Annotated in this window: 19 protein-coding genes and 2 tRNA genes; 11 read left to right on the top strand and 10 right to left on the bottom strand. The window is 39.0% G+C overall.

Annotated elements, in window-relative coordinates; translation table 11 throughout:
- Positions 1 to 43 precede the first annotated feature (43 nt).
- On the bottom strand, positions 44 to 1,357 hold the full coding sequence (locus ABD930_RS10570; protein WP_345231684.1) for an NfeD family protein: 1,314 nt from the start codon (positions 1,355 to 1,357) through the stop codon (positions 44 to 46).
- Between the two features lie 319 nt (positions 1,358 to 1,676).
- On the opposite strand from ABD930_RS10570, the gene ABD930_RS10575 reads away from it, so the two are divergent.
- From ABD930_RS10575 to ABD930_RS10585, 3 genes are all read left to right on the top strand, one after another.
- Positions 1,677 to 2,426 carry a DUF4905 domain-containing protein gene (locus ABD930_RS10575; RefSeq protein WP_345231685.1) on the top strand — a complete coding sequence of 250 codons (750 nt, stop codon included), beginning with the start codon at positions 1,677 to 1,679 and terminating at the stop codon, positions 2,424 to 2,426.
- A gap of 11 nt (positions 2,427 to 2,437) precedes the next feature.
- On the top strand, positions 2,438 to 3,376 hold the full coding sequence (locus tag ABD930_RS10580; protein ID WP_345231686.1) for a DPBB and LysM peptidoglycan-binding domain-containing protein: 939 nt from the start codon (positions 2,438 to 2,440) through the stop codon (positions 3,374 to 3,376).
- Positions 3,377 to 3,501: 125 nt separating this feature from the next.
- On the top strand, positions 3,502 to 4,140 hold the full coding sequence (locus tag ABD930_RS10585) for a uridine kinase family protein (RefSeq protein WP_345231687.1): 639 nt from the start codon (positions 3,502 to 3,504) through the stop codon (positions 4,138 to 4,140).
- 87 nt (positions 4,141 to 4,227) lie between these two features.
- Here ABD930_RS10585 and ABD930_RS10590 read toward each other — a convergent pair whose 3' ends face one another.
- The 4 genes from ABD930_RS10590 to ABD930_RS10605 form a co-directional block, all read right to left on the bottom strand.
- On the bottom strand, positions 4,228 to 4,887 hold the full coding sequence (locus ABD930_RS10590) for a 3-oxoacid CoA-transferase subunit B (protein ID WP_345231688.1): 660 nt from the start codon (positions 4,885 to 4,887) through the stop codon (positions 4,228 to 4,230).
- Between the two features lie 42 nt (positions 4,888 to 4,929).
- Entirely contained in the window at positions 4,930 to 5,304 is a 375-nt protein-coding gene (locus ABD930_RS10595) for a four helix bundle protein (RefSeq protein ID WP_345231689.1), read from the bottom strand.
- A gap of 80 nt (positions 5,305 to 5,384) precedes the next feature.
- On the bottom strand, positions 5,385 to 6,080 hold the full coding sequence (locus ABD930_RS10600; protein ID WP_345231690.1) for a CoA transferase subunit A: 696 nt from the start codon (positions 6,078 to 6,080) through the stop codon (positions 5,385 to 5,387).
- A 763-nt stretch (positions 6,081 to 6,843) separates the two neighbouring features.
- Positions 6,844 to 9,216 (bottom strand): endonuclease MutS2, encoded by a 2,373-nt coding sequence (locus tag ABD930_RS10605; protein ID WP_345231691.1) that lies wholly within the window; start codon positions 9,214 to 9,216, stop codon positions 6,844 to 6,846.
- Positions 9,217 to 9,568: 352 nt separating this feature from the next.
- On the opposite strand from ABD930_RS10605, the gene ABD930_RS10610 reads away from it, so the two are divergent.
- The 3 genes from ABD930_RS10610 to ABD930_RS10620 are packed head-to-tail and all read left to right on the top strand — an operon-like array spanning position 9,569 to position 11,922.
- Complete coding sequence (locus ABD930_RS10610) at positions 9,569 to 9,730, top strand: 3-keto-alpha-glucoside-1,2-lyase-like domain-containing protein (RefSeq protein ID WP_345231729.1); 162 nt, start codon at positions 9,569 to 9,571, stop codon at positions 9,728 to 9,730.
- Between the two features lie 19 nt (positions 9,731 to 9,749).
- On the top strand, positions 9,750 to 11,114 hold the full coding sequence (locus tag ABD930_RS10615) for a Gfo/Idh/MocA family oxidoreductase (RefSeq protein WP_345231692.1): 1,365 nt from the start codon (positions 9,750 to 9,752) through the stop codon (positions 11,112 to 11,114).
- Between the two features lie 31 nt (positions 11,115 to 11,145).
- Positions 11,146 to 11,922, top strand: a complete 777-nt coding sequence (locus tag ABD930_RS10620) for a 3-keto-disaccharide hydrolase (protein WP_345231693.1) — start codon at positions 11,146 to 11,148, stop codon at positions 11,920 to 11,922.
- A 57-nt stretch (positions 11,923 to 11,979) separates the two neighbouring features.
- On the opposite strand, the gene ABD930_RS10625 is transcribed toward ABD930_RS10620, so the two are convergent.
- A complete protein-coding gene (locus ABD930_RS10625; RefSeq protein ID WP_345231694.1) occupies positions 11,980 to 12,636 on the bottom strand; it encodes a DUF4296 domain-containing protein in 657 nt (218 codons plus the stop codon).
- A gap of 105 nt (positions 12,637 to 12,741) precedes the next feature.
- Between ABD930_RS10625 and ABD930_RS10630 the strand changes: the two genes are divergently transcribed.
- From ABD930_RS10630 to ABD930_RS10650, 5 genes are all read left to right on the top strand, one after another.
- A complete protein-coding gene (locus tag ABD930_RS10630; RefSeq protein ID WP_345231695.1) occupies positions 12,742 to 13,407 on the top strand; it encodes a YggS family pyridoxal phosphate-dependent enzyme in 666 nt (221 codons plus the stop codon).
- A gap of 142 nt (positions 13,408 to 13,549) precedes the next feature.
- Positions 13,550 to 13,990, top strand: a complete 441-nt coding sequence (locus tag ABD930_RS10635) for a GNAT family N-acetyltransferase (RefSeq protein ID WP_345231696.1) — start codon at positions 13,550 to 13,552, stop codon at positions 13,988 to 13,990.
- A 59-nt stretch (positions 13,991 to 14,049) separates the two neighbouring features.
- Positions 14,050 to 14,838 carry a DUF3298 and DUF4163 domain-containing protein gene (locus tag ABD930_RS10640; protein ID WP_345231697.1) on the top strand — a complete coding sequence of 263 codons (789 nt, stop codon included), beginning with the start codon at positions 14,050 to 14,052 and terminating at the stop codon, positions 14,836 to 14,838.
- A gap of 20 nt (positions 14,839 to 14,858) precedes the next feature.
- Positions 14,859 to 16,124, top strand: a complete 1,266-nt coding sequence (locus ABD930_RS10645) for an aspartate kinase (RefSeq protein WP_345231698.1) — start codon at positions 14,859 to 14,861, stop codon at positions 16,122 to 16,124.
- Positions 16,121 to 17,305 carry a class I SAM-dependent methyltransferase gene (locus ABD930_RS10650; RefSeq protein WP_345231699.1) on the top strand — a complete coding sequence of 395 codons (1,185 nt, stop codon included), beginning with the start codon at positions 16,121 to 16,123 and terminating at the stop codon, positions 17,303 to 17,305. Before ABD930_RS10645 ends, ABD930_RS10650 begins: the two co-directional genes overlap by 4 nt.
- A gap of 159 nt (positions 17,306 to 17,464) precedes the next feature.
- Here the strand turns inward: ABD930_RS10650 and ABD930_RS10655 are convergent, their stop codons facing one another.
- The 4 genes from ABD930_RS10655 to ABD930_RS10670 form a co-directional block, all read right to left on the bottom strand.
- Positions 17,465 to 17,794 (bottom strand): DoxX family protein, encoded by a 330-nt coding sequence (locus ABD930_RS10655; protein WP_345231700.1) that lies wholly within the window; start codon positions 17,792 to 17,794, stop codon positions 17,465 to 17,467.
- Between the two features lie 643 nt (positions 17,795 to 18,437).
- Positions 18,438 to 18,523: transfer RNA gene (locus tag ABD930_RS10660), tRNA-Leu, on the bottom strand.
- 53 nt (positions 18,524 to 18,576) lie between these two features.
- Positions 18,577 to 18,649, bottom strand: a tRNA-Gly gene (locus ABD930_RS10665).
- 105 nt (positions 18,650 to 18,754) lie between these two features.
- The gene (locus ABD930_RS10670; protein ID WP_345231701.1) at positions 18,755 to 19,243 is read right to left on the bottom strand and encodes a regulatory protein RecX; all 489 of its coding nucleotides are present in this window, start codon (positions 19,241 to 19,243) and stop codon (positions 18,755 to 18,757) included.
- Between the last annotated feature and the right edge of the window lie 59 nt (positions 19,244 to 19,302).

Genomic DNA, 19,302 nt, shown 5'->3' on the forward strand with positions numbered 1-19,302 from the left:
ATTTACTATAACTTTTAAGAGAACAGCACAAAAAGCATTTTGTTTAATAAACCTGCTCGTCTTTTTTCTTTCTGACGAATAGATTATAATTCTCGTGTTTTTCTACATAAATCGGTGTATCTTTCTCAATAAATCCATCTAAAGCTATGGCATCGTACCACTTTCCATCGATTTCAATTTTTCCTGATGGGCGCAATGCTGTTTTAGCGATTCCTTCCTTATGGATCATTCCTGGATCTTTAACAGAAGAGACATAACCCATATCTGATTGTTGTTCATCGGCTAACACTAAGCGTTTGAAAGCGCTGGTTTTAAGCATACTTTTTCCAAAAATCACGCAAAGAATAATCGCACCAATGGTGGAGGCTACCACAATGATAAAGGATGTCATGAGCTGATTCGGCTCCGCCGGCATAAAATCAAAGTGCTCATTTGGAACCATACTGAATGCTAAACCACATACCACGGCTATGATACCCAATATGCCGGCCACACCAAAACCAGGAATGACAAAAATTTCTAGAAGTAGCAAAATTAAACCTACAATAAAGAGCGCTACCTCCCAATTATCTGCTAATCCCTGAATATACAGCGGGGCAAAAAACAATGATGCCGCTAAAATTGCTACGACCAAAGCAAAGCCAATACCTGGGCTTTGCATTTCGAAATAAATGCCGCCAATAATTAATAGAATTAAAATTCCGCTCACAGCGGGATTAATGAGGAAGTCGATGACTTGGTCTACCCAGGTTGTTTTATAGCGTAACACCAAGGGATCACCTAAATTTTCTTTAGTTAAAATTTCGGCAAAACTATCTACTTCCCCATCAGCCAGTCCGGTTTTTACCGCCTCCGCTGTCGTTAAAGTGAGCACTTTACCAGCCTCTTTTATGTCGGGAAGAGCCACATCTGGGTCGACAAATGCCTCAGCTATTTTGGGGTTACGTCCTTTGGCTTCAGCGGTTGCCCGCATTAAACTACGCATATACGATTGGTATTTCTCCGGCATAAGTTCGCCTTCAGGATTGACCACACTTGATGCTCCTAAACTTGCCCCTTTTATCATATATATTTTATCACAAGCCAAAGCGATTAAGGCTCCAGCAGATGCCGCGTTGTGATTAATGAAAGCAATGGTTTTCATAGGTGCATTTAAAATTTTTGTACGGATAGAGTCTGCATAGTTTAATGCACCTCCATAGGTATTAATTTCAATCAGCACAATAGTTGCTTTTTTTTGCTGTGCATCTTTAAACGCTTCATCTGTTCTTCTCCAAGCGGCGGGACCTACCTCTCCATTTAAATGGAATTGGTATAACGTATTTTGCTGCTGTCCTTGGGCTACTAAAGTAACCATAGACCAAAGCATTATTAAACTAAGGCTACGCAAATACTTAAGGAAGTTGATTACTTCAATCATATCACTTGATTACTTAAAAATTTTATCCTTTACCTTCAATTATAAAAACCCGCTTTCAATACTCTTAGACAATCCATCTACATGTGTAAAGCGATTACGCACGATCGCATGTATTGCTATTTTGTGTTCGAGAATGCAAAATTTTACATAAGTTTGCAACAGAAACAACCGTTTCTACAAAAGTGTTTGTAGAACGCCTTTATAAAGATAAGCATTTTTCAATTAGCGAATTCGCTAATTGGCTAATTGTTCAATCATGACAGAAGCTTTTTCCCACCGCTTTGATGGTCTTATCTGGAAGATGGATATTTATGAGCCAGCTGAGCTACTCGCACTCGAATGGAGGACAACGGAAGGTATTCCAAGATTCAGTGTCATCCATTATTCGAGTGGACAGTTGCTAGCAGACGCTATTAGCTATGGCGACCGTTGGTGGACGTTAGCTGCTGTGACAGCCCATCAAGTGCTGCTACACCATTATCCACAGCCAAACCAAGGGCAAACAAGTGCTTTGGCTGCCCTATCAATTGATACCGGAAAAATATTATGGGAACGATTTAATCTACAGTTTCAAGAACTATTAATGGAGGGAATAGCTGTTAAACAAGGCTTTATGGGTGCAAACGACATCAGTGTCTTAGATAGTTATACAGGCCATACGCGAATATCGCGCACAAAGCTGGAAAAATTACGCCCGTTACAGCGGTCGATACAAGTAGCCCAACCAACGACCGATACGCCTACTATCCCTCTATTAGCCCACACAGCACTTGCCGGTCCCTATTTTAGGGCAACTAGTGGCACGCGCGAATTTTGGGCATATCATGTACATCAAGAAAAAGGTTTCCGCTTACTACTATCAGTCTTCGATGCAGGCAAAATCATTTTCAATGAATGCATTGTCGATCAGCTGCATCAATTATTACCAGAAACTTTTTTCCTAGTTAACCAACAATTGTTTTTTATCCGAAATAATAAACAGGAAATTGTTTCGTATTTTGTATAATTGCATTCCATATGAAGAGAAATAAAATCATAAAAAAAATAGGCGTTTCCGCCATCTGTATATTCATTGGCCATACCGGCTTAGCCCATAACTTAATCAGTAGAGATTCAATCGGTGTTGAAAATCAAAATGGCAAAAAAGTCATTTTACATAAATTGGAATCCAAAGAATCTTATTATTCTTTAGCGAGGAAATACCATTTAACACCGAAAGACATTATCGATTTCAACACCAATAAATCACTTAAGGCGGGAGATATTGTTAAGATTCCCACGGGCCAACCATTTGAATCTGAACAACCGATTGCTGCAGTAAAAAACAAATCCGATCAAGCAGCTAAAGACGGGGGAACAGCACTGTCATCACAATCAACAGAATCTATTGAATACAAAGTTGGTGCTAAAGAAACACTCTTTGCGATTTCAAAACGTTTCGGCGTTAGTGTCGATGCCATAAAAAAGGCTAATAATTTAACCGACAATTCGTTAAAAGCTGATCAGGTAATCAAAATTCCAAACACGTCAGTAGAAAAGGCCGCTACGGATCCAGCTGTAGAAAAAAAGGTGATCAGTGACGATGAGTTGAATACTGCTTCAAACAAAGTTGACGAATTAACGACAAACAAAGAAGACACTACCGAAACTCCAAAAGAAGACAGTACACCTGCTAACCGTTATGGTATTAAACAAGTAACAGCAAGCGGCATTGGCGTTTGGATGGACGATCTAAATGGCGAGTCCGGAAAAATGCTAGCGTTACACAATGCTGCACCTATTGGAACAGTTATTAAAATTACCAATCCGATGACGAACCGTACTACCTACGCAAAAGTAGTAGGAAAATTTAATGAAACCTCAGACAACAAGGACGCCATCATTGTTATCTCCAAATCGGTTGCTTCACTGATTGGTGTTATTGATCGGAGATTTCGGGTAAATATTAGTTATTAGTTGAGTCGTGGGGTAGTTGAATCGTGAGGTGGTTGAGTTACTATCTACTATTACTACTTAACAACTATTACTACTCAACAACTATCACTACTTTACTACTCAACCACTAAACGTTAAGCATTACGATGTCTAAAAAACCCTATGTTATTGGTATTGCTGGTAGTAGCGGATCAGGGAAAACGTTTTTTTTGAAGTGTTTTCTCAATCATTTTAAAGCACAGGAAGTTACTTTAATTTCTCAGGATGATTATTACCTGCCTGCAAATACCAAAACGCAGGAAGAAAATAAATTGTATAATTTTGATGTTCCTAAAGCCATTAACAGGGAACTTTTTTTCCATGATATTAATGCTTTAATTCATGGAGAGACGGTTTATAAAGAGGAATATACCTTTAACAACCCCGCAATAAAGCCAAAACTACTCGAAATAAAACCTGCTCCCCTACTAATCGTTGAAGGTTTGTTTATCTTCCATTTTGATGAGATCAATGAACTATTGAATGAACGTATATTCTTACATGCAGATGAGGGGATAGCATTACAGCGACGACTAAAACGTGACTTGGTAGAACGTGGTTATTTTGAGGAAGATGTAAAATACAAATGGTACAACCACGTTTTACCCAGTTTTGCGGAATACCTTCTTCCCTACCAAGCCACCTGCAATCGTGTCATTGAAAATAATACCGATGATAACCAGATGATGATCCGGGTTACGGATGAAATTTCTACGGAACTTAGACAAAAGCTCTTTTGCGATTAGTTGAGTGGTATAGTTGTTGAGTCGTTGGGTAGTAGTTAATGTTTTGTGCAATCTTTAAAGACAGCGGTCTCACATCTAATAGCTCAATTAAATTTTCATTTCGGGGGTATCATCAGCAGCGACAAATTTTCCCGCGGTTGCATTTCGAATTTCATCAATACTTAAGCCAGGGGCTCGTTCTAAGAGGCGAAATCCGCCATGTTTATGATCGACTTCAAACACCCCCATCTCGGTAACGATTTTACGTACGCACCTAATACCTGTAAGTGGCAGGTTACATCGTGTCAATAATTTGCTTTCTCCAGCTTTATTCACTTGTTGCATGGCCACAATGATATTTTTGGCGGCCGCCACCAAGTCCATCGCTCCCCCCATCCCTTTAACCATCTTGCCAGGGATTTTCCAGTTGGCAATGTCTCCTACCTCCGAAACTTCCATAGCCCCTAAAATAGTCAAGTCTACCTTTTGAGCACGGATCATGCCAAAGCTCATTGCCGAATCAAAAATAGCCGATCCTGGCAAGGTAGTAACCGTTTGTTTACCTGCATTGATTAGATCGGGATCTTCTTCCCCTGCTAAAGGAAAAGGACCCATGCCCAATAGGCCATTTTCCGACTGCAATACCACTTGGATATCTGCTGGAATATAATTGGCAACCAAGGTTGGGATTCCTATACCCAAGTTAACATAGTATCCATCTTTTATTTCCTGCGCTATCCGTTTGGCAATTCCTTCTTTGGTTAACATATCGTTGAATTGTTGAGTCGTTAAGTTGTTGAGTTGTTACTACTACGGCTTATCTACTTCTTTTCTTCTTTTCAAATAAAGGATGTACCCATTTAAGAGCGCTACGCATTTTTCTAAATCAGCCTTATATGTGTCAAATATATTGTTGTCAATGTATTGCTCATCTAAAGTGCAAATTAAATGATCTAAAATCTCATACAATGAACCTCTCGCTTGTCGGCAAAATTGAATGTTTTCCTGGTAATGAAATCGACCATACCCCTCAGCTATATTGGCCGTAACAGATCGACTGGCCCTTTTTACTTGATCGGCTAGTCTATATTTTTCATCACTAGAAAATTCTTGAGTAATATGATTCAAACGCTTCCTTAATGCTCTGCAGCTTTTCCATACTTCTAAATTCTCAAAAGTGTTCATTAATTATTATTTTAACGTAATTCTTATTCTTCTATCAACTATCACTACTTAACTACTAAACTACTATCACTACTCAACTACTATTCACGCACCGTTCTCTTCTCAATCCTTTTCTCATAATTTTTTCCTTGAAAGATCCGATGTACATAAATTCCGGGCGCATGAATTTGATCAGGATCGAGTGTACCTATGGGAACGAGCTCCTCCACTTCGGCGATGGTGACTTTACCCGCCATGGCCATGATAGGATTAAAATTTCGAGCAGTTGATCGAAAAATTAAATTTCCAGCGGTATCGCCACGCCAAGCCTTTACAATAGCGAAATCGGCTTCAAACGCCATTTCCAATAAATAATCTTTTCCATTAAAATTTCTCACTTCTTTCCCTATAGCAACTTCTGTACCCACACCCGCTGGGGTAAATATCGCGGGCATCCCATAACCTGCTGCCAAGCAACGCGTAGCTAAGGTACCCTGCGGTATCAATTCAACTTCCAACTCACCAGAAAGCAATTGCCGTTCAAATTCAGCATTCTCCCCTACGTAGGAGGCAATCATTTTTTTCACTTGATGCTTTTGCAAAAGCAATCCAATCCCAAAATCATCGACTCCAGCATTATTGGAAATGCAGGTAAGCTCCCTAACACCCTTTTTTACCAATGCTGCAATACAATTTTCAGGTATTCCGCAAAGTCCAAAGCCTCCTAACATCAAGGTCATCCCATGCTGGATATCCTGTATTGCTTCTTCCGCATTATCGACTACTTTGTTAATCATGCGCTATCGTTTAAAAATTGGCTGTATGAATAGCAATATACAAAATTTACACTTATAACAGCTATAAAAAATTAATGAGTATATTGGGATATTTGCTTAAACTGCAAGAACATTTCAGATTGACTTCTTACCAGTTTCGTATTTTCTCCGTACAAGGATAGACAAAGAGGATACCAAATTATGTGTAAGTAGCAAATGAGTCCATAGTGAGTCCAATATAAGTCCAATATGAGTCCATAATTTTGAAGCTTTATATGGATTAATATTAGTTAAATATTTTATTTATTAGTGTTATATCTATAGCTTAGCATTTAGATGGGCATACCTTGGTAGTGAAGATCGTATGAAGAAGGTAGGAATTCGAAGCGAGGAGGGTATAAATTTGAAGATAATATAATTTGGGGGTGAGGAACAGTTTAGGAAAACCAATAAATTCGGTTTTATAGTAAACATAATTAGTTTGCATATAAACCCAAATTTATCTAAGTTTGTAGCGCAAACAGATGAAGATGAACGAATTGAGCGTTATGGAAACCTTTTTCCAGGAGAACCCTTTAGATCCTGAAAACAATAAAGGATTTAACCCTTATCTTTCTTGCTGTGATTTTAAAAAATGCTGCAAAAAATACAAGAAAGGCAAGCGTTGTAAAAAATGCCCGAAAGCCTAGCAGCCGTATAGGTATCAATGAGCCCTTCGATTTTTTCACCGTCCCTACGGGAGGCGGGCCATCCCTACAGGAAGCAAGCTTTTTGCTTTAATTTTTTAATTTAAATACACATAGGTTATTCCGTCTCCTCCTCTATCAGGATGTTCATCTTCCATCCGATTTACCTGTGTATACTTCCGCAAATAATCGCGAATCATCTTGCGAAGAATACCATCTCCTTTTCCATGAATAATTTTTAGGCTAGGAAAACCCATCATGACGGCTTTATCAAAGTGTTTTTCGATCGCTTGAATAGCATCTTCTGTCCGCATACCACGAACGTCTAGTTCCGGATAAAAACCAGATAATTCCTCCGAGCCTATGGAACGATTGGTACGTTTCACTTCTTTAGGCACTTGTTTATCGGCAAGCTTCTCTACCCTTTTACGTTTAACAACCGAGCGGAGATCACCCATAGCCAAAATCAGGTTATCTTTAGCAACTTCCAATACTTGCGCTATATTTCCAGATTCGGTTATCTTTACCCAATCGCCAATTTTGATTTCCTGATCGGTAGCGACTTTAGCTGCTGCTTTTACTTTTGCTTCCGGTACATGATGTTCTTTGAGTACATGGTGCAGATTTTGCCGAAGTTCTTTCGTCTTTTCTTTATCTGCTTGATGCTGCTTAATTTCGGCAATTGTGTTCTCTACCAGTTTATTGGCATTTTTAATAATTTCCTGTGCTTCTAATTTGGCCTGTTTTAGAATTGTCTTCTTATTTTCATCCAGATAATGTTGTAGACTTTCGTTTTCTTGCTGCAATTTATCCAGGTTTCCCGCTCGTTGCTCCAATATCCTTTTGGCATCGTAGATGTTCTTTTTCTCTCGCTCTAAATCAACCAATAAGGCATCTACCTTTTTTTGTTGTGCACTTATTTTCTGTTTGGCTGCTTGTAGCACATCAGTAGGTAGACCTATTTTTTGTGCAATTTCAAAAGCATACGAACTACCCGGTCTTCCCGTTTCCAAAATATATAAGGGGCGCATGGCAGCATTGTCAAACAACATAGAAGCATTTTCTAAGCCTTCTGTGGCATTAGCAAAATTTTTAAGGTTAGAATAATGTGTTGTGATTACACCTCTTATTTTTTTTCGGTTTAATACTTCGAGTACTGCCTCGGCAATAGGGCCGCCAAACTGCGGATCCGTTCCGGTACCAAATTCATCAATGAATACTAGGGTTTTACCGTTTGCATGCTCCGCAAAATACTTCATCTTAGACAAATGCGCACTATAAGTACTTAAATCGCTCTCGATGGATTGATCGTCTCCTATATCGGCAAAGAATTGTCTAAAAATACCAATCGTAGACGATTCGTCGGCGGGAATTAGCAAGCCCGACTGTGCCATGAGCTGTAGCAGTCCGATTGTTTTCATCGCTACCGATTTACCGCCGGCATTAGGTCCTGAAACCACTATAACCCGTTGCTGTTCGTCAATCTTCACATTCAACGGCACAACGGTTTGCTTCTCTTTTTTAAAATTAAGCAATAGCAGTGGATGCCGGGCATTCCTTAATTCTAAGGCAGCCTCTTTGGTTAATTGGGGCATTTCGGCCTCCAATTCCAATGCAAATAAAGCTTTCGCACGTACAAAGTCCAACTTACTCAATAAACTGTGATAAGCCAATAATAAAGGTATATTCGGACGAAGCGTATCGGTAAGTGCGATGAGTATCCGAATAACTTCTCTTCTTTTATCGAACTCCAGATCACGCACTTTATTGTTTAAATGGAATACTTCCTCTGGTTCAATAAATACGGTTTGTCCTGTAGCCGATTCATCGTGTATAAAACCTTTCACCTTACGTTTATTCTCGGACAAAAGTGGAATACAAAGTCGCCCGTCCCTTACCGTAAGGTTGCCATCTGCAGTCCAACCACTACCCTGGGCGCTTTTAAAGACCTGGTCAATACGTTTTCGTGCCTCCTGTTCTGCCTTTGCTATACCTATAATAATCTCTGCCAATGCAGGTGAAGCATTGGATTTAATTTTGCCTTTGATATCTATTACACGTTCTATAGCGGCGACTACCGATTTCTCTATCGGTAAATGTTCAAATAAGGCTTCGAGATTAGGATACTGTCCTGCACGCTCATTAAAATAACGAATTACGGCATATACCGTTTTTAACGAAAGCAGCACATGAAAAAACTCTTCCTCCGTTAGAAAGGCCCCTTCTACCCTAGCCTTTTCGGCCAAGTTACGGATAGCATATAGATGTTCTATTGGTAAAGGGGCATCGTTTACTAATATTTCTTTAAACTCATGCGTTTGTCGCATAAATTTATTAATCTGGTCAAATTGGTGCATCGGCTGGATCTTGTCTACCATCTGCCGCCCCATCTCACTCAAACAATATGTTTTTATCAGTGCCTTGATTTCGGTAAAACCCAATTTATCAACGGCATTTTCCGGGTAAATCATGTTAATAGCCTATTTTTAGCAGTTCTAGAACTGAAAAAGAGCACAAAGGTAACGATTTCTACTAGGAATATAACAGGAATCAAAACCATTAGTCTAAATTCAGCAATAGGCAATACGTCTGTTTTACGCTATTTAAATAGCCTGCAAGGCAGTAAAATCCAAATGCTTAAACTTTAAACCCAAAGTGTAATGTAGTATTAATATGAAGTCATTATAAGTTCGACACGATTTTTTTTGTTAATATTAAAGAAACGTTAAAATCATTTAGTAGCTTCGTAAACATAAACCATATAGATTATCAATTTAAAAATCCCTGATAGCTATGTCATCCAATATCTAACTACCAGAAGGTATTAAGTTTGATCGTAAAAGTGCCGACTTCGAAAAGGCAAGGCAATTAAGTAAATTCAAAGATGCCAAACCTGCCTTCGGCGCTGTAAACAAAGGACACATCATGCTTCAAGATCATGGTGATGTGGTTTACTTTAAAAATGTGAAAATAAAAGCGTTATAACCCTTTAAGATAAGATATTATGAAATCCAAGTCAAGAAGAGATTTTATCAAAAAAATAGGCATAGGCACGGCAGCACTTTCCGTTGGAAACAGTTTACTAAACCATCCCGCTATGGCTTTCAGCGCGAAAAGTTACCGTAATATTATCGGTGCGAATGATAGAATCCATTTAGCAATGATCGGTGTAAATAGCAGGGGAAATAGCATGAGCGGCACTTTTGCGCGTCAAAAAAATGCGGAAATCGCCTGCGTATGCGATGTTGACGAAAGAGCAATACCCAAAGCCATTAAACGTATTATGGAAGTCGGCCAAACCCGTACTCCGGGTTCTGAAAAAGATCTGCGTAAAGTGTTGGAAAACAAGGATATTGATGCTATCTATACGGCAACTCCCGATCATTGGCATGCTCCGCTAACGATCATGGGTTGCCAGGCCGGTAAACACGTATATGTTGAAAAACCAATGGCCCATAATCCGGCAGAGGGAGAAATGGCTGTAGCAGCAGCACGTAAATACAAGCGCGTTGTTCAAATGGGTGCACAGCGCCGTTCGGCTCCAACACTTACCAAAGGTATTGAATTATTACATGATGGTATTATCGGCAAGGTTTATATGGCTAAAACCTGGTATACAAATACGCGGAAAGAAACCTTTCTAAAGCCGGCTCCTGTTCCGTCTTGGCTGGATTATGACCTTTGGCAAGGTCCTGCCCCCCGAATGCCCTACAAAGATGGCTTAATTCATTATAACTGGCATTGGTTCTGGCATTGGGGAACCGGCGAAGCACTGAATAATGGTACGCATGAGATTGACGTCGCCCGCTGGGGCCTGGGCGTAGATTTCCCCACAAGAGTAAGCTCTATTGGTGGCCGTTATCAGTTTCAAGACGACTGGGAGACACCTGACACACAAGTTGTTACCATTGAGTACCCCGAAGCAACGATAGTCTGGGAAAATAGAAGCTGCAATGGACGGAAAGTAGAAGGACTGGAAAGAGGAATTATCTTTTATGGAGAGAAGGGAAGTTTAGATACCGGCGAAGACGCATATAGCCTATACGACCTCCAAGGTAAATTAATAAAAGAGGTTAAATCTGAAGCAGAAACCGGGGCTTTACAAGGCCGGAATACAGCCAGCCCGAGCTTAGGCATGGACAGTTTACATGCGGCCGACTTTCTAGATGCCATCCGGAATAACCGCCGTCCAAACTGCGATATCGAATTGGGCTACAAAAGCACCGTCGCTATGCTACTGGGAAATATCTCCTGGCGGGTAGGTCGCGATTTGAAATTAAACCCAGAAAATGGGCATATTATAAACGATCCGGAAGCTGAAAAGCTTTGGAGCCGTAGTTATGAACCCGGATGGGAACCTAAAATATAATGGTTTAAGGAGGCTACAAAAAGAGGTCTATATGTCCCATATACCTCTTTTTGCAGCTTCCTTTCTTTTCTTTAACAAATTTTGTATCGAAAACACCTTATGTGAGATGAAAACGTTAAATATGGTATTATCTTTTCTCCTATGCTATGGCTGCTATGTGCATGCGCAAACACCAAACACATTAACGCCAGCAGAAAAGGCCGCTGGTTGGCAATTGATTTTTGACGGAAAAAGCTTTAACGGACTGCAAAAACTAGCCGAGGGTGGTTGGGAAATTAAAGATGGAACGCTACTGGCAACGCCCATCCCACACGGAAGGCAAATGGATATTATTACCAAAGACACCTTCGGTAACTTTGAATTAAGCTTTGAGTTTGCACTTTCAGAAAACACAAATAGTGGCGTTAAATACCTCGTAACAAACGATTTTCCAGGTCAAAAAGATACCTATCTAGGTTTGGAGTACCAAATTTTAGATGATATTAACTATAACTATCCCGAACGGGGGTATCTCCGCTCTCTGGCTTCGCTCTATGATCTTATACCGGCCGATCAGCATAAAGATACGAAACCCCTAGGCGAGTGGAATACCGCTAGCATTATGGTAAAGGGCAATCAAATTAGCCATTGGCTAAACAATCGCGAAGTTGTAACCTATGATAGAAGCACCGCTTCTTTTGCCCAATTAATTGAAGCAAGCAAGTATAAAGATCTGAAGAATTTCGGAAAGGCAAAAAAAGGTCATCTGCTCTTTCAAAATGAAGGGACTCCAATTGCCTTTCGCAACATAAAAATAAGAAAATTATAATTGCACCGTACCGATTACAATGGCAACCTGCTTTATCGGAGTAGTTAACCGAACTTTTTATTTAGCCGTTTTATTGTTGTTCAACCGCTTCACCGAATCGGCAGCTCGCTGCTTAGCAATAGAATCTAAAGGTTCCATTAGCAGTCTATTCACTTCGTCGTCGCTTCCTTGCAACCTCAATGAGCGTTTTACTAATGCTTCGTATAAAGGAAGCGACCATGATTTTGGTTTGAATTTTATAGAATCGGCATTCTTCCAATAGAACAAGCTTTTTGAAAGCCTTAAGTTAACCGAATCGGATTTTATTTTATTCAGGCTATCCTTAACGTGCGCATTTTTGATAGAGTCAGCAACAAAAATTTTTCGCATCTTCGCATCAATCAAGGCTTGCTCATCCTTCTGCATCTGCTGGAGTTTCTTTTGAACATCGATATATAGCTGATCTAAAACGCCTGGCTGTTTTGAATAGTAAAGTAAGCTCTTATGAAAACCCGCCGAATCGGTGTGATACTTCTTAAAGACAGAAGCATAATATCGATTTGCTAATAATCTTGATGAATCGATAGGTAATGACGAAATATATCCCTCAGCTAAGTGGAAATCGCATAACAAAGGAAGCATCTGCTTCTGCGGAATAATATCTTTAGGCACTTTATTCCCTTCGCAAGCGATCCATAAAGCCAATGCAAAAATTCCTATTATTAACCGACTCATTTCTGTAACTTCGCACAAACTTAGATAAAAACCCCTTTATATGCAACTTACGCAAATCGCATATCAATAGTATTCATTAGGGTGTTTTGTAAATGATATACATACATGAGTATTACGAATAATTTATTGAAGATCAAACAAGAAACCGATAGTTTAGGCATTACTTTAGTCGCCATTTCTAAAACGAAAACTGTTGAGGCTATACAAGAGGCATATGCTGCTGGACAGCGCATCTTTGGAGAAAATCAAGTGCAGGAATTAGTAGAAAAGCAAGAAGCCCTGCCGAAAGATATCGCCTGGCATATGGTTGGCCATTTGCAAAGCAACAAAGTCAAGTATATAGCACCCTTTATTACACTGATCCACTCCGTAGATAGTTTAAAACTACTGATAGAAATCAATAAACAGGCAAAAAAGAATAATCGGATCATTGATTGTCTTTTGCAGGTGCATATTGCAGATGAGGATACCAAATTTGGATTGGCCTATGACGAATTAATTGAGCTGCTACGATCAGAAGGATTTCCCAATTTAGAAAATGTCCGTATCGTTGGCCTAATGGGAATTGCTACCAATACCGATAACGAAAAAGTTATCAAAGAAGAGTTTTATGAGTTAAAAACCCTTTTTAATGGTATTAAAACCAGTTTCTTCAGAAAAAACGATCAATTCAAAGAACTATCTATGGGCATGTCATCCGACTATAAAATAGCCATCGAACAAGGCAGCACCATGATTAGATTGGGAAGTACGATTTTTGGAGCACGGTAGCTAAGTTGTTGAGACGTTGAGTTGTCAAGTTGTTGAGTTGTCAAGTTGTTGAGTCGTTAAAAGAAAAATGTACGGATTAACATTACCCACTTCACTACTTAACTACTATCACTACTTAACTACTATCACTAAATACTTTAAAATGATACGTAAAGCAAAAAAAGAAGATTGTCCACGAATTTTAGAACTCATACAGGAATTAGCACGATACGAACGAGCGCCAGAAGAAGTGACCGTAACCTTAGCGGAGATGGAAGATGCCGGATTTGGGAAACACCCTGTCTGGGAAGCCTTTGTAGCTGAAATCGATGGCCTTATTCAAGGCATTGCTTTATACTATATCCGTTACTCAACTTGGAAAGGAAGGCGCATTTACCTTGAGGATTTAATTGTTACAGAAGAAATGCGCGGAAGAGGATTGGGTAAATTATTATTTGACAGTGTATTAAATGAAACAAAAAGCAAGGGTTATTGCGGAATGGTTTGGCAAGTGTTAGACTGGAATGAACCGGCCATCAATTTTTACAAAAAATATCAAGCTACATTTGATGCCGGCTGGATCAATGTTGCGATAAACAATTAAGTCACCAGCTTGTTATTAGCTTTATATGTTCACTCCTTCTATGTTCAATAGTTAAGATCATGAAAATTTCACGTACTATTTTATTTTTCACTATTCCTATTGCTTTTTCTGCTTGTAACTCATCCGATAATCAAAAACGAAGCGACACTTCTAGTGACACTTTGCGTTATACGTATCAAAATTTTTATCTCGCGAGCAAGCACTTGGTAGATAACGATGGAAAGAAAGATACAACCTATTTTAAAGCTATTTATCCCACCTTTGAAAATCAGGAAATTAATCAAGTGGTTACTAGGCATTTGATTTCGGATACACTCCATCAATCATTTGAAGAGGAAGCAAAAGCTTTTATACAGAATTTTGATGATTTCATTAACATGGACGAGTACCCTAGGGCATGGTACAGCGAATCTCGCACAAAAGTCATCCAAAACACACCGCATTACCTCGCTTTATCCACCGAAATTAACGATTATACCGGTGGCGCACATGGTAATTACGGAACGTTATTCTTCAATTATGAACCAACAAAAAAAGACACTATTGGCTTGGCAGACATAGTACCTTTGGCAAAACAGGATACCCTAACGGCAATTGCTGGACGAATTTTTAGAAAACAGGAAGGTTTAGCCCCAGACCAATCGTTAGATGACGCCTATTTTTTTGAAGACAATACCTTTCATTTAAATACGAATTTTACGCTTACGCCAAAAGGTTTATTATTTTTGTATAATGTATATGAGATTAAACCTTATGCTTCAGGGATTACAGAATTACTCATTCCCTATGAACAGCTAGATTCCATCATCACACCGGAGGCAAAATTGATCCGTAAACAGTTAAAATAGAATAGAACGAATAACCATTCATGCAAGTATATAAATTTGGAGGAGCATCTGTAAAGGATGCAGAGGGAGTTAGAAATGTTGCGCGTATTGTAGAACAGAGTAAAGACCAGCCCCTACTTATTGTGGTATCCGCTATGGGTAAAACCACAAATTTATTGGAAAAACTAACAAAAGCGTATTTTAACCAAGAGCCCGAAGCGGTTAGTTATTTTGAAGAAGCCAAACGTTTTCACGAAGAAATACTAAATCAACTATTTGAAGATACATCCCATCCCATTTTTGATCAAGTAGCCAATTTATTTGTAGAAATCGATTGGATCATCGAAGAGGAACCTCAAGACACTTATGACTACCTCTTCGATCAGATCGTCTCCATAGGAGAACTGGTCTCATCACGTATTATAGAAGCCTATCTTGGAATATCCGGACTGCCTAGCCAATGGATTGATGCCAGAAATTATATCCATACCGATAATAATTTCCGGGAAGCAAATGTCAACTGGGAAAAAACAGCTGAAAGTATCCACGCTTCTATTCCCGCATTATTAGGGAAAAGCATTTTGGTTACACAGGGCTTTATCGGAAGTACTTCAGAGAATTTTACCACTACACTTGGTCGTGAAGGGTCTGATTATACCGCCGCCATCTTTGCTTCCTGTTTAAATGCTGACCTGGTTACCATATGGAAAGATGTTCCAGGTGTACTAAATGCAGATCCTAAATGGTTTGATGCCACAGAGTTAATTCCGGAGTTATCCTATTTAGATGCTATCGAATTGACCTATTATGGGGCAACTGTTATTCATCCAAAAACCATTAAACCTTTACAAAATAAAGGTATAACCTTAGCAGTACGTTCTTTTGTAGATCTAAATCAGCATGGAACGATTATCAAAAAAACAAACACCACACTTCCCGTTTCTTCATTTATCTTTAAGGTAAATCAAGTATTGATTTCGATTTTACCAAAGGATTTTTCGTTTATCGTTGAAGATAACTTCAGTCATATTTTTAATGTTTTCGCTAAACACAAGCTTAAAATCAATATGATGCACAATAGTGCAGTAAGTTTTTCTGTCAGTGTAGATTACGATGAAAAAAACATTGTTTCCCTAATCAAAGAGCTCAAACAACAATATGATGTAGAATTTAAGCGCGATTTAGAACTGGTTACGATAAGGCACTATAATGCACAAACCATTGCGCGTGTGCTGATCAATAAAGAAGTAATTATGCAACTGCAAGATAATTATACTTGCCAAATGCTTATCCAACCCGTGAAATGAATCACGCAATTTTAACACCGGAAGTACAAGATTTTCTGCGAGCACATCTTGACGCATCTCCTTCAGAGTTGGCTTTACGGAAAAGTCCGTTTTCAGCAGTAAGCAGCGCCGAACTAGCTGATCAATTAGACGGAATGAAACGTGCCCGTAAAAAGCTTCCGCTATGGTTTGATACGCCAACCATTTATTATCCGTCAAAACTATCCATAGAACAGGCATCATCTGCCGAAACGGCAATGTATAAAAGTCAGCTTATTCCTGATAAGGCGCAAGTGGTGGATTTAACTGGCGGCTTTGGTATAGACAGCTATTATTTTTCCCAACGTGCAAAAACGGTGATTCATTGCGAGCGCAATCCGGAACTTTCGCAAATTGCTGCCTATAACGCACAACGATTAAAAGCAGCTAATATAACCTTTATCGCCAAAGACGGACTCGATTATTTAGGTAGCACGGATCTACCAATTGACGTCATCTACTTAGATCCTTCTCGACGAGTAAAACAACAAAAGGTATTCCGTCTACGCGATTGTGAGCCAAATGTAGTGGAAGAACTACCTTTTTTATTGCAAAAGTGCCCTAGCTTGTTAATCAAAGCAGCTCCTTTGTTAGATATCAAAGCCGCTTTAGACGAATTGACACAGGTAAAAGAGGTACATATACTCAGTGTTCATAATGAATGTAAAGAATTACTGTTTGTTATAAACGCTAATTACCATGGAACAACCACTTATCACAGCATTGCTTTAGCAGAAGGCCGCTATCGGAAATTTATTTTTTCGCTGGATCAAGAAAAGAACAATCATCCGACATATAGTGAGCCGCTCCGTTATTTATATGAGCCTGACGCCGCTTTGCTAAAAAGTGGCGGCTTTAAATCAATAGCCATTAGCTACGGTATCGACAAGCTTCATTTGCACACCCATTTGTATACGTCAGAAACCATCATTCCATCTTTTATCGGCCGCTGTTTTGAGATCGGCACTTTTGAAACCTATACTAGCTTCAAAAAACGAAAAGAACCGCTAAGGGCGAATGTAACCACTAGAAATTTTCCTTTAAAACCTGAACAACTTAAGAAAAAACACCAGATAAAAGATGGTGGAACAACTTACCTATTTTTCTGTACCGGGCCTCAAAATGATCTATTGGTCATCTATTGCCACAGAATAGATTTATAACTACGCCTCTCTTTATCGAATGGCCTTTTACTAACCCAAGTACTTAATCTTTACGTTTGGTTCAAAAAGCAGTTTAGCATTTACTGTGCACTATTAAAATGTCTTGCAAAATGCCCATTTAGGCCGGGATAAATTTTTCTGAACATGCCATAGGTAATACTAACCATACAGAGCAACCAACGCATCTCCGGTAGCCGATAATCCGAGTACACTCAGTTTAGAAACAAACGCAAAAATGATATCAAAAAATATTCCCGCGAAAACCCACTCTTTTAACCGCAATAATTTACCAGGAATTAAGAGTGTGATAACTCCCGATAGTTTGGCTATACCAAGCAGGTAAATGAAATGTGGTGGATAGCCTAATTGCCGGGTTATTTCCCATACAATGGGGTTTCCAGTAATTTCAAAAAAGCCACTTGCTCCAAACCACATAGCGGTTAATATAGTTCCGATCCAATAGATTGTTGTTACTGTTTTTTGTGTCATGATTTTATTCGTTTTATGTTTATCAATGACACGAAGTTGCTACACTATATGCTAATAATCTAGTTAATTTTGGTTGAAACGGCCATATTGAAACACCAAGTTGCCAGAACTTAGGACAAAAGTCAATCCAATTTTTCCAAATACAGGCAACTTTGGTAACAGGTCTTAAAATTTGGGATCAATCAACTTTTCTAAGAGGATGATAACTATTTCAAAAATTACCAGAATTTGTCAGTTTTGAATCGTATGTTTATACAGACGCTTTAATGAATCTCCATAAACCAGGTTAATTCATTCCGATCTCAAGGATTTACCAGGTTCATCAAAGCCGCCTTCAACGACTGCAGGCCCATCGTTAGCAAAGCAATTACCACGGCAAGCAAACCAGCCATCTTTAAAAACGCATTATTCAGCCTGTATAGCCAATTTTATTTTAGGATTATTATTCGGATGCAAACGCACTGTCCGAAAACAGAAGGTCTCTCAATTGGATAAAAGGAAGAAGAAAAACTCGTGTATTTTGAAGGAACATTTATAACACCGGTGATTGATTCTATGTTCCTTAATAAGGAATTGAAGACAATAAAAAAAGGTTGCCCGTTTATGAGCAACCCTATAAAGTTTGAAGCGCCGACTTCATTTGTACCTAGGGCGGGAATCGAACCCGCACTCGCTTTAGGGCGAACAGGATTTTAAGTCCTGCGTGTCTACCAGTTCCACCACCTAGGCAGCTGTGTATAGCTTTTAAAATTAAAATCCTTTCTGTAATAGAAAGGATTCGGAGCGAAAGACGAGGTTCGAACTCGCGACCTCAACCTTGGCAAGGTTGCGCTCTACCAACTGAGCTACTTTCGCTTATTTCATTATCCTCTTTCAAGGATTATTTTTCCGTTTTGGTGATGCAAATATAGGCAGATTTACATTTCTAGCAAATTATTTTTTTAAAAAAACACAAAAACTTTATAAGTTATTGTTATTCAGTATATCAAAAATTAAGTCGCTTTCATAGCCTCTACCGATAGCATATTGCGCAAGTTTAGCTTTCCGTTTGTAGGCATCAACTTCTTTTATGAGCCTTCCTTTTTTTGTTAAAATCGTACATAATTGATCATAATAAGTAGTTGCATCGATACCAGCTAAGGCTTCCTTTATCATGCGGGTAGGTACCTGTTTTTGTTTCAATCCTTGTTGTATTTTTCGCTTCCCCCAGCCTTTCATGGTAAACTTTCCGGAAACATACGCTTTTGCAAAACGCTCCTCATTCAAAAAATTATCCAAAATCAGTTCAGCAATAATCGTTTCAACAGCTTCTGGATATAAACCCCAACTATAAAGCTTATCACGCACTTCTTGTTGGCAACGTTCCTGATAAGCGCAATAATGTTCAGCTTTTAATTTTGCCTGCGCCGGAGTTAATCGCTTCTTATTGTTCGCTTCTTCGTAATCCATTGGTCTAAAATCGTAAAAAATTGCCGTATTCCTGAAAAATCATCAATTTTGTGGCATCA

The organism is Olivibacter ginsenosidimutans, from assembly GCF_039542865.1.
In the GTDB taxonomy this organism is placed as follows: domain Bacteria; phylum Bacteroidota; class Bacteroidia; order Sphingobacteriales; family Sphingobacteriaceae; genus Olivibacter; species Olivibacter ginsenosidimutans.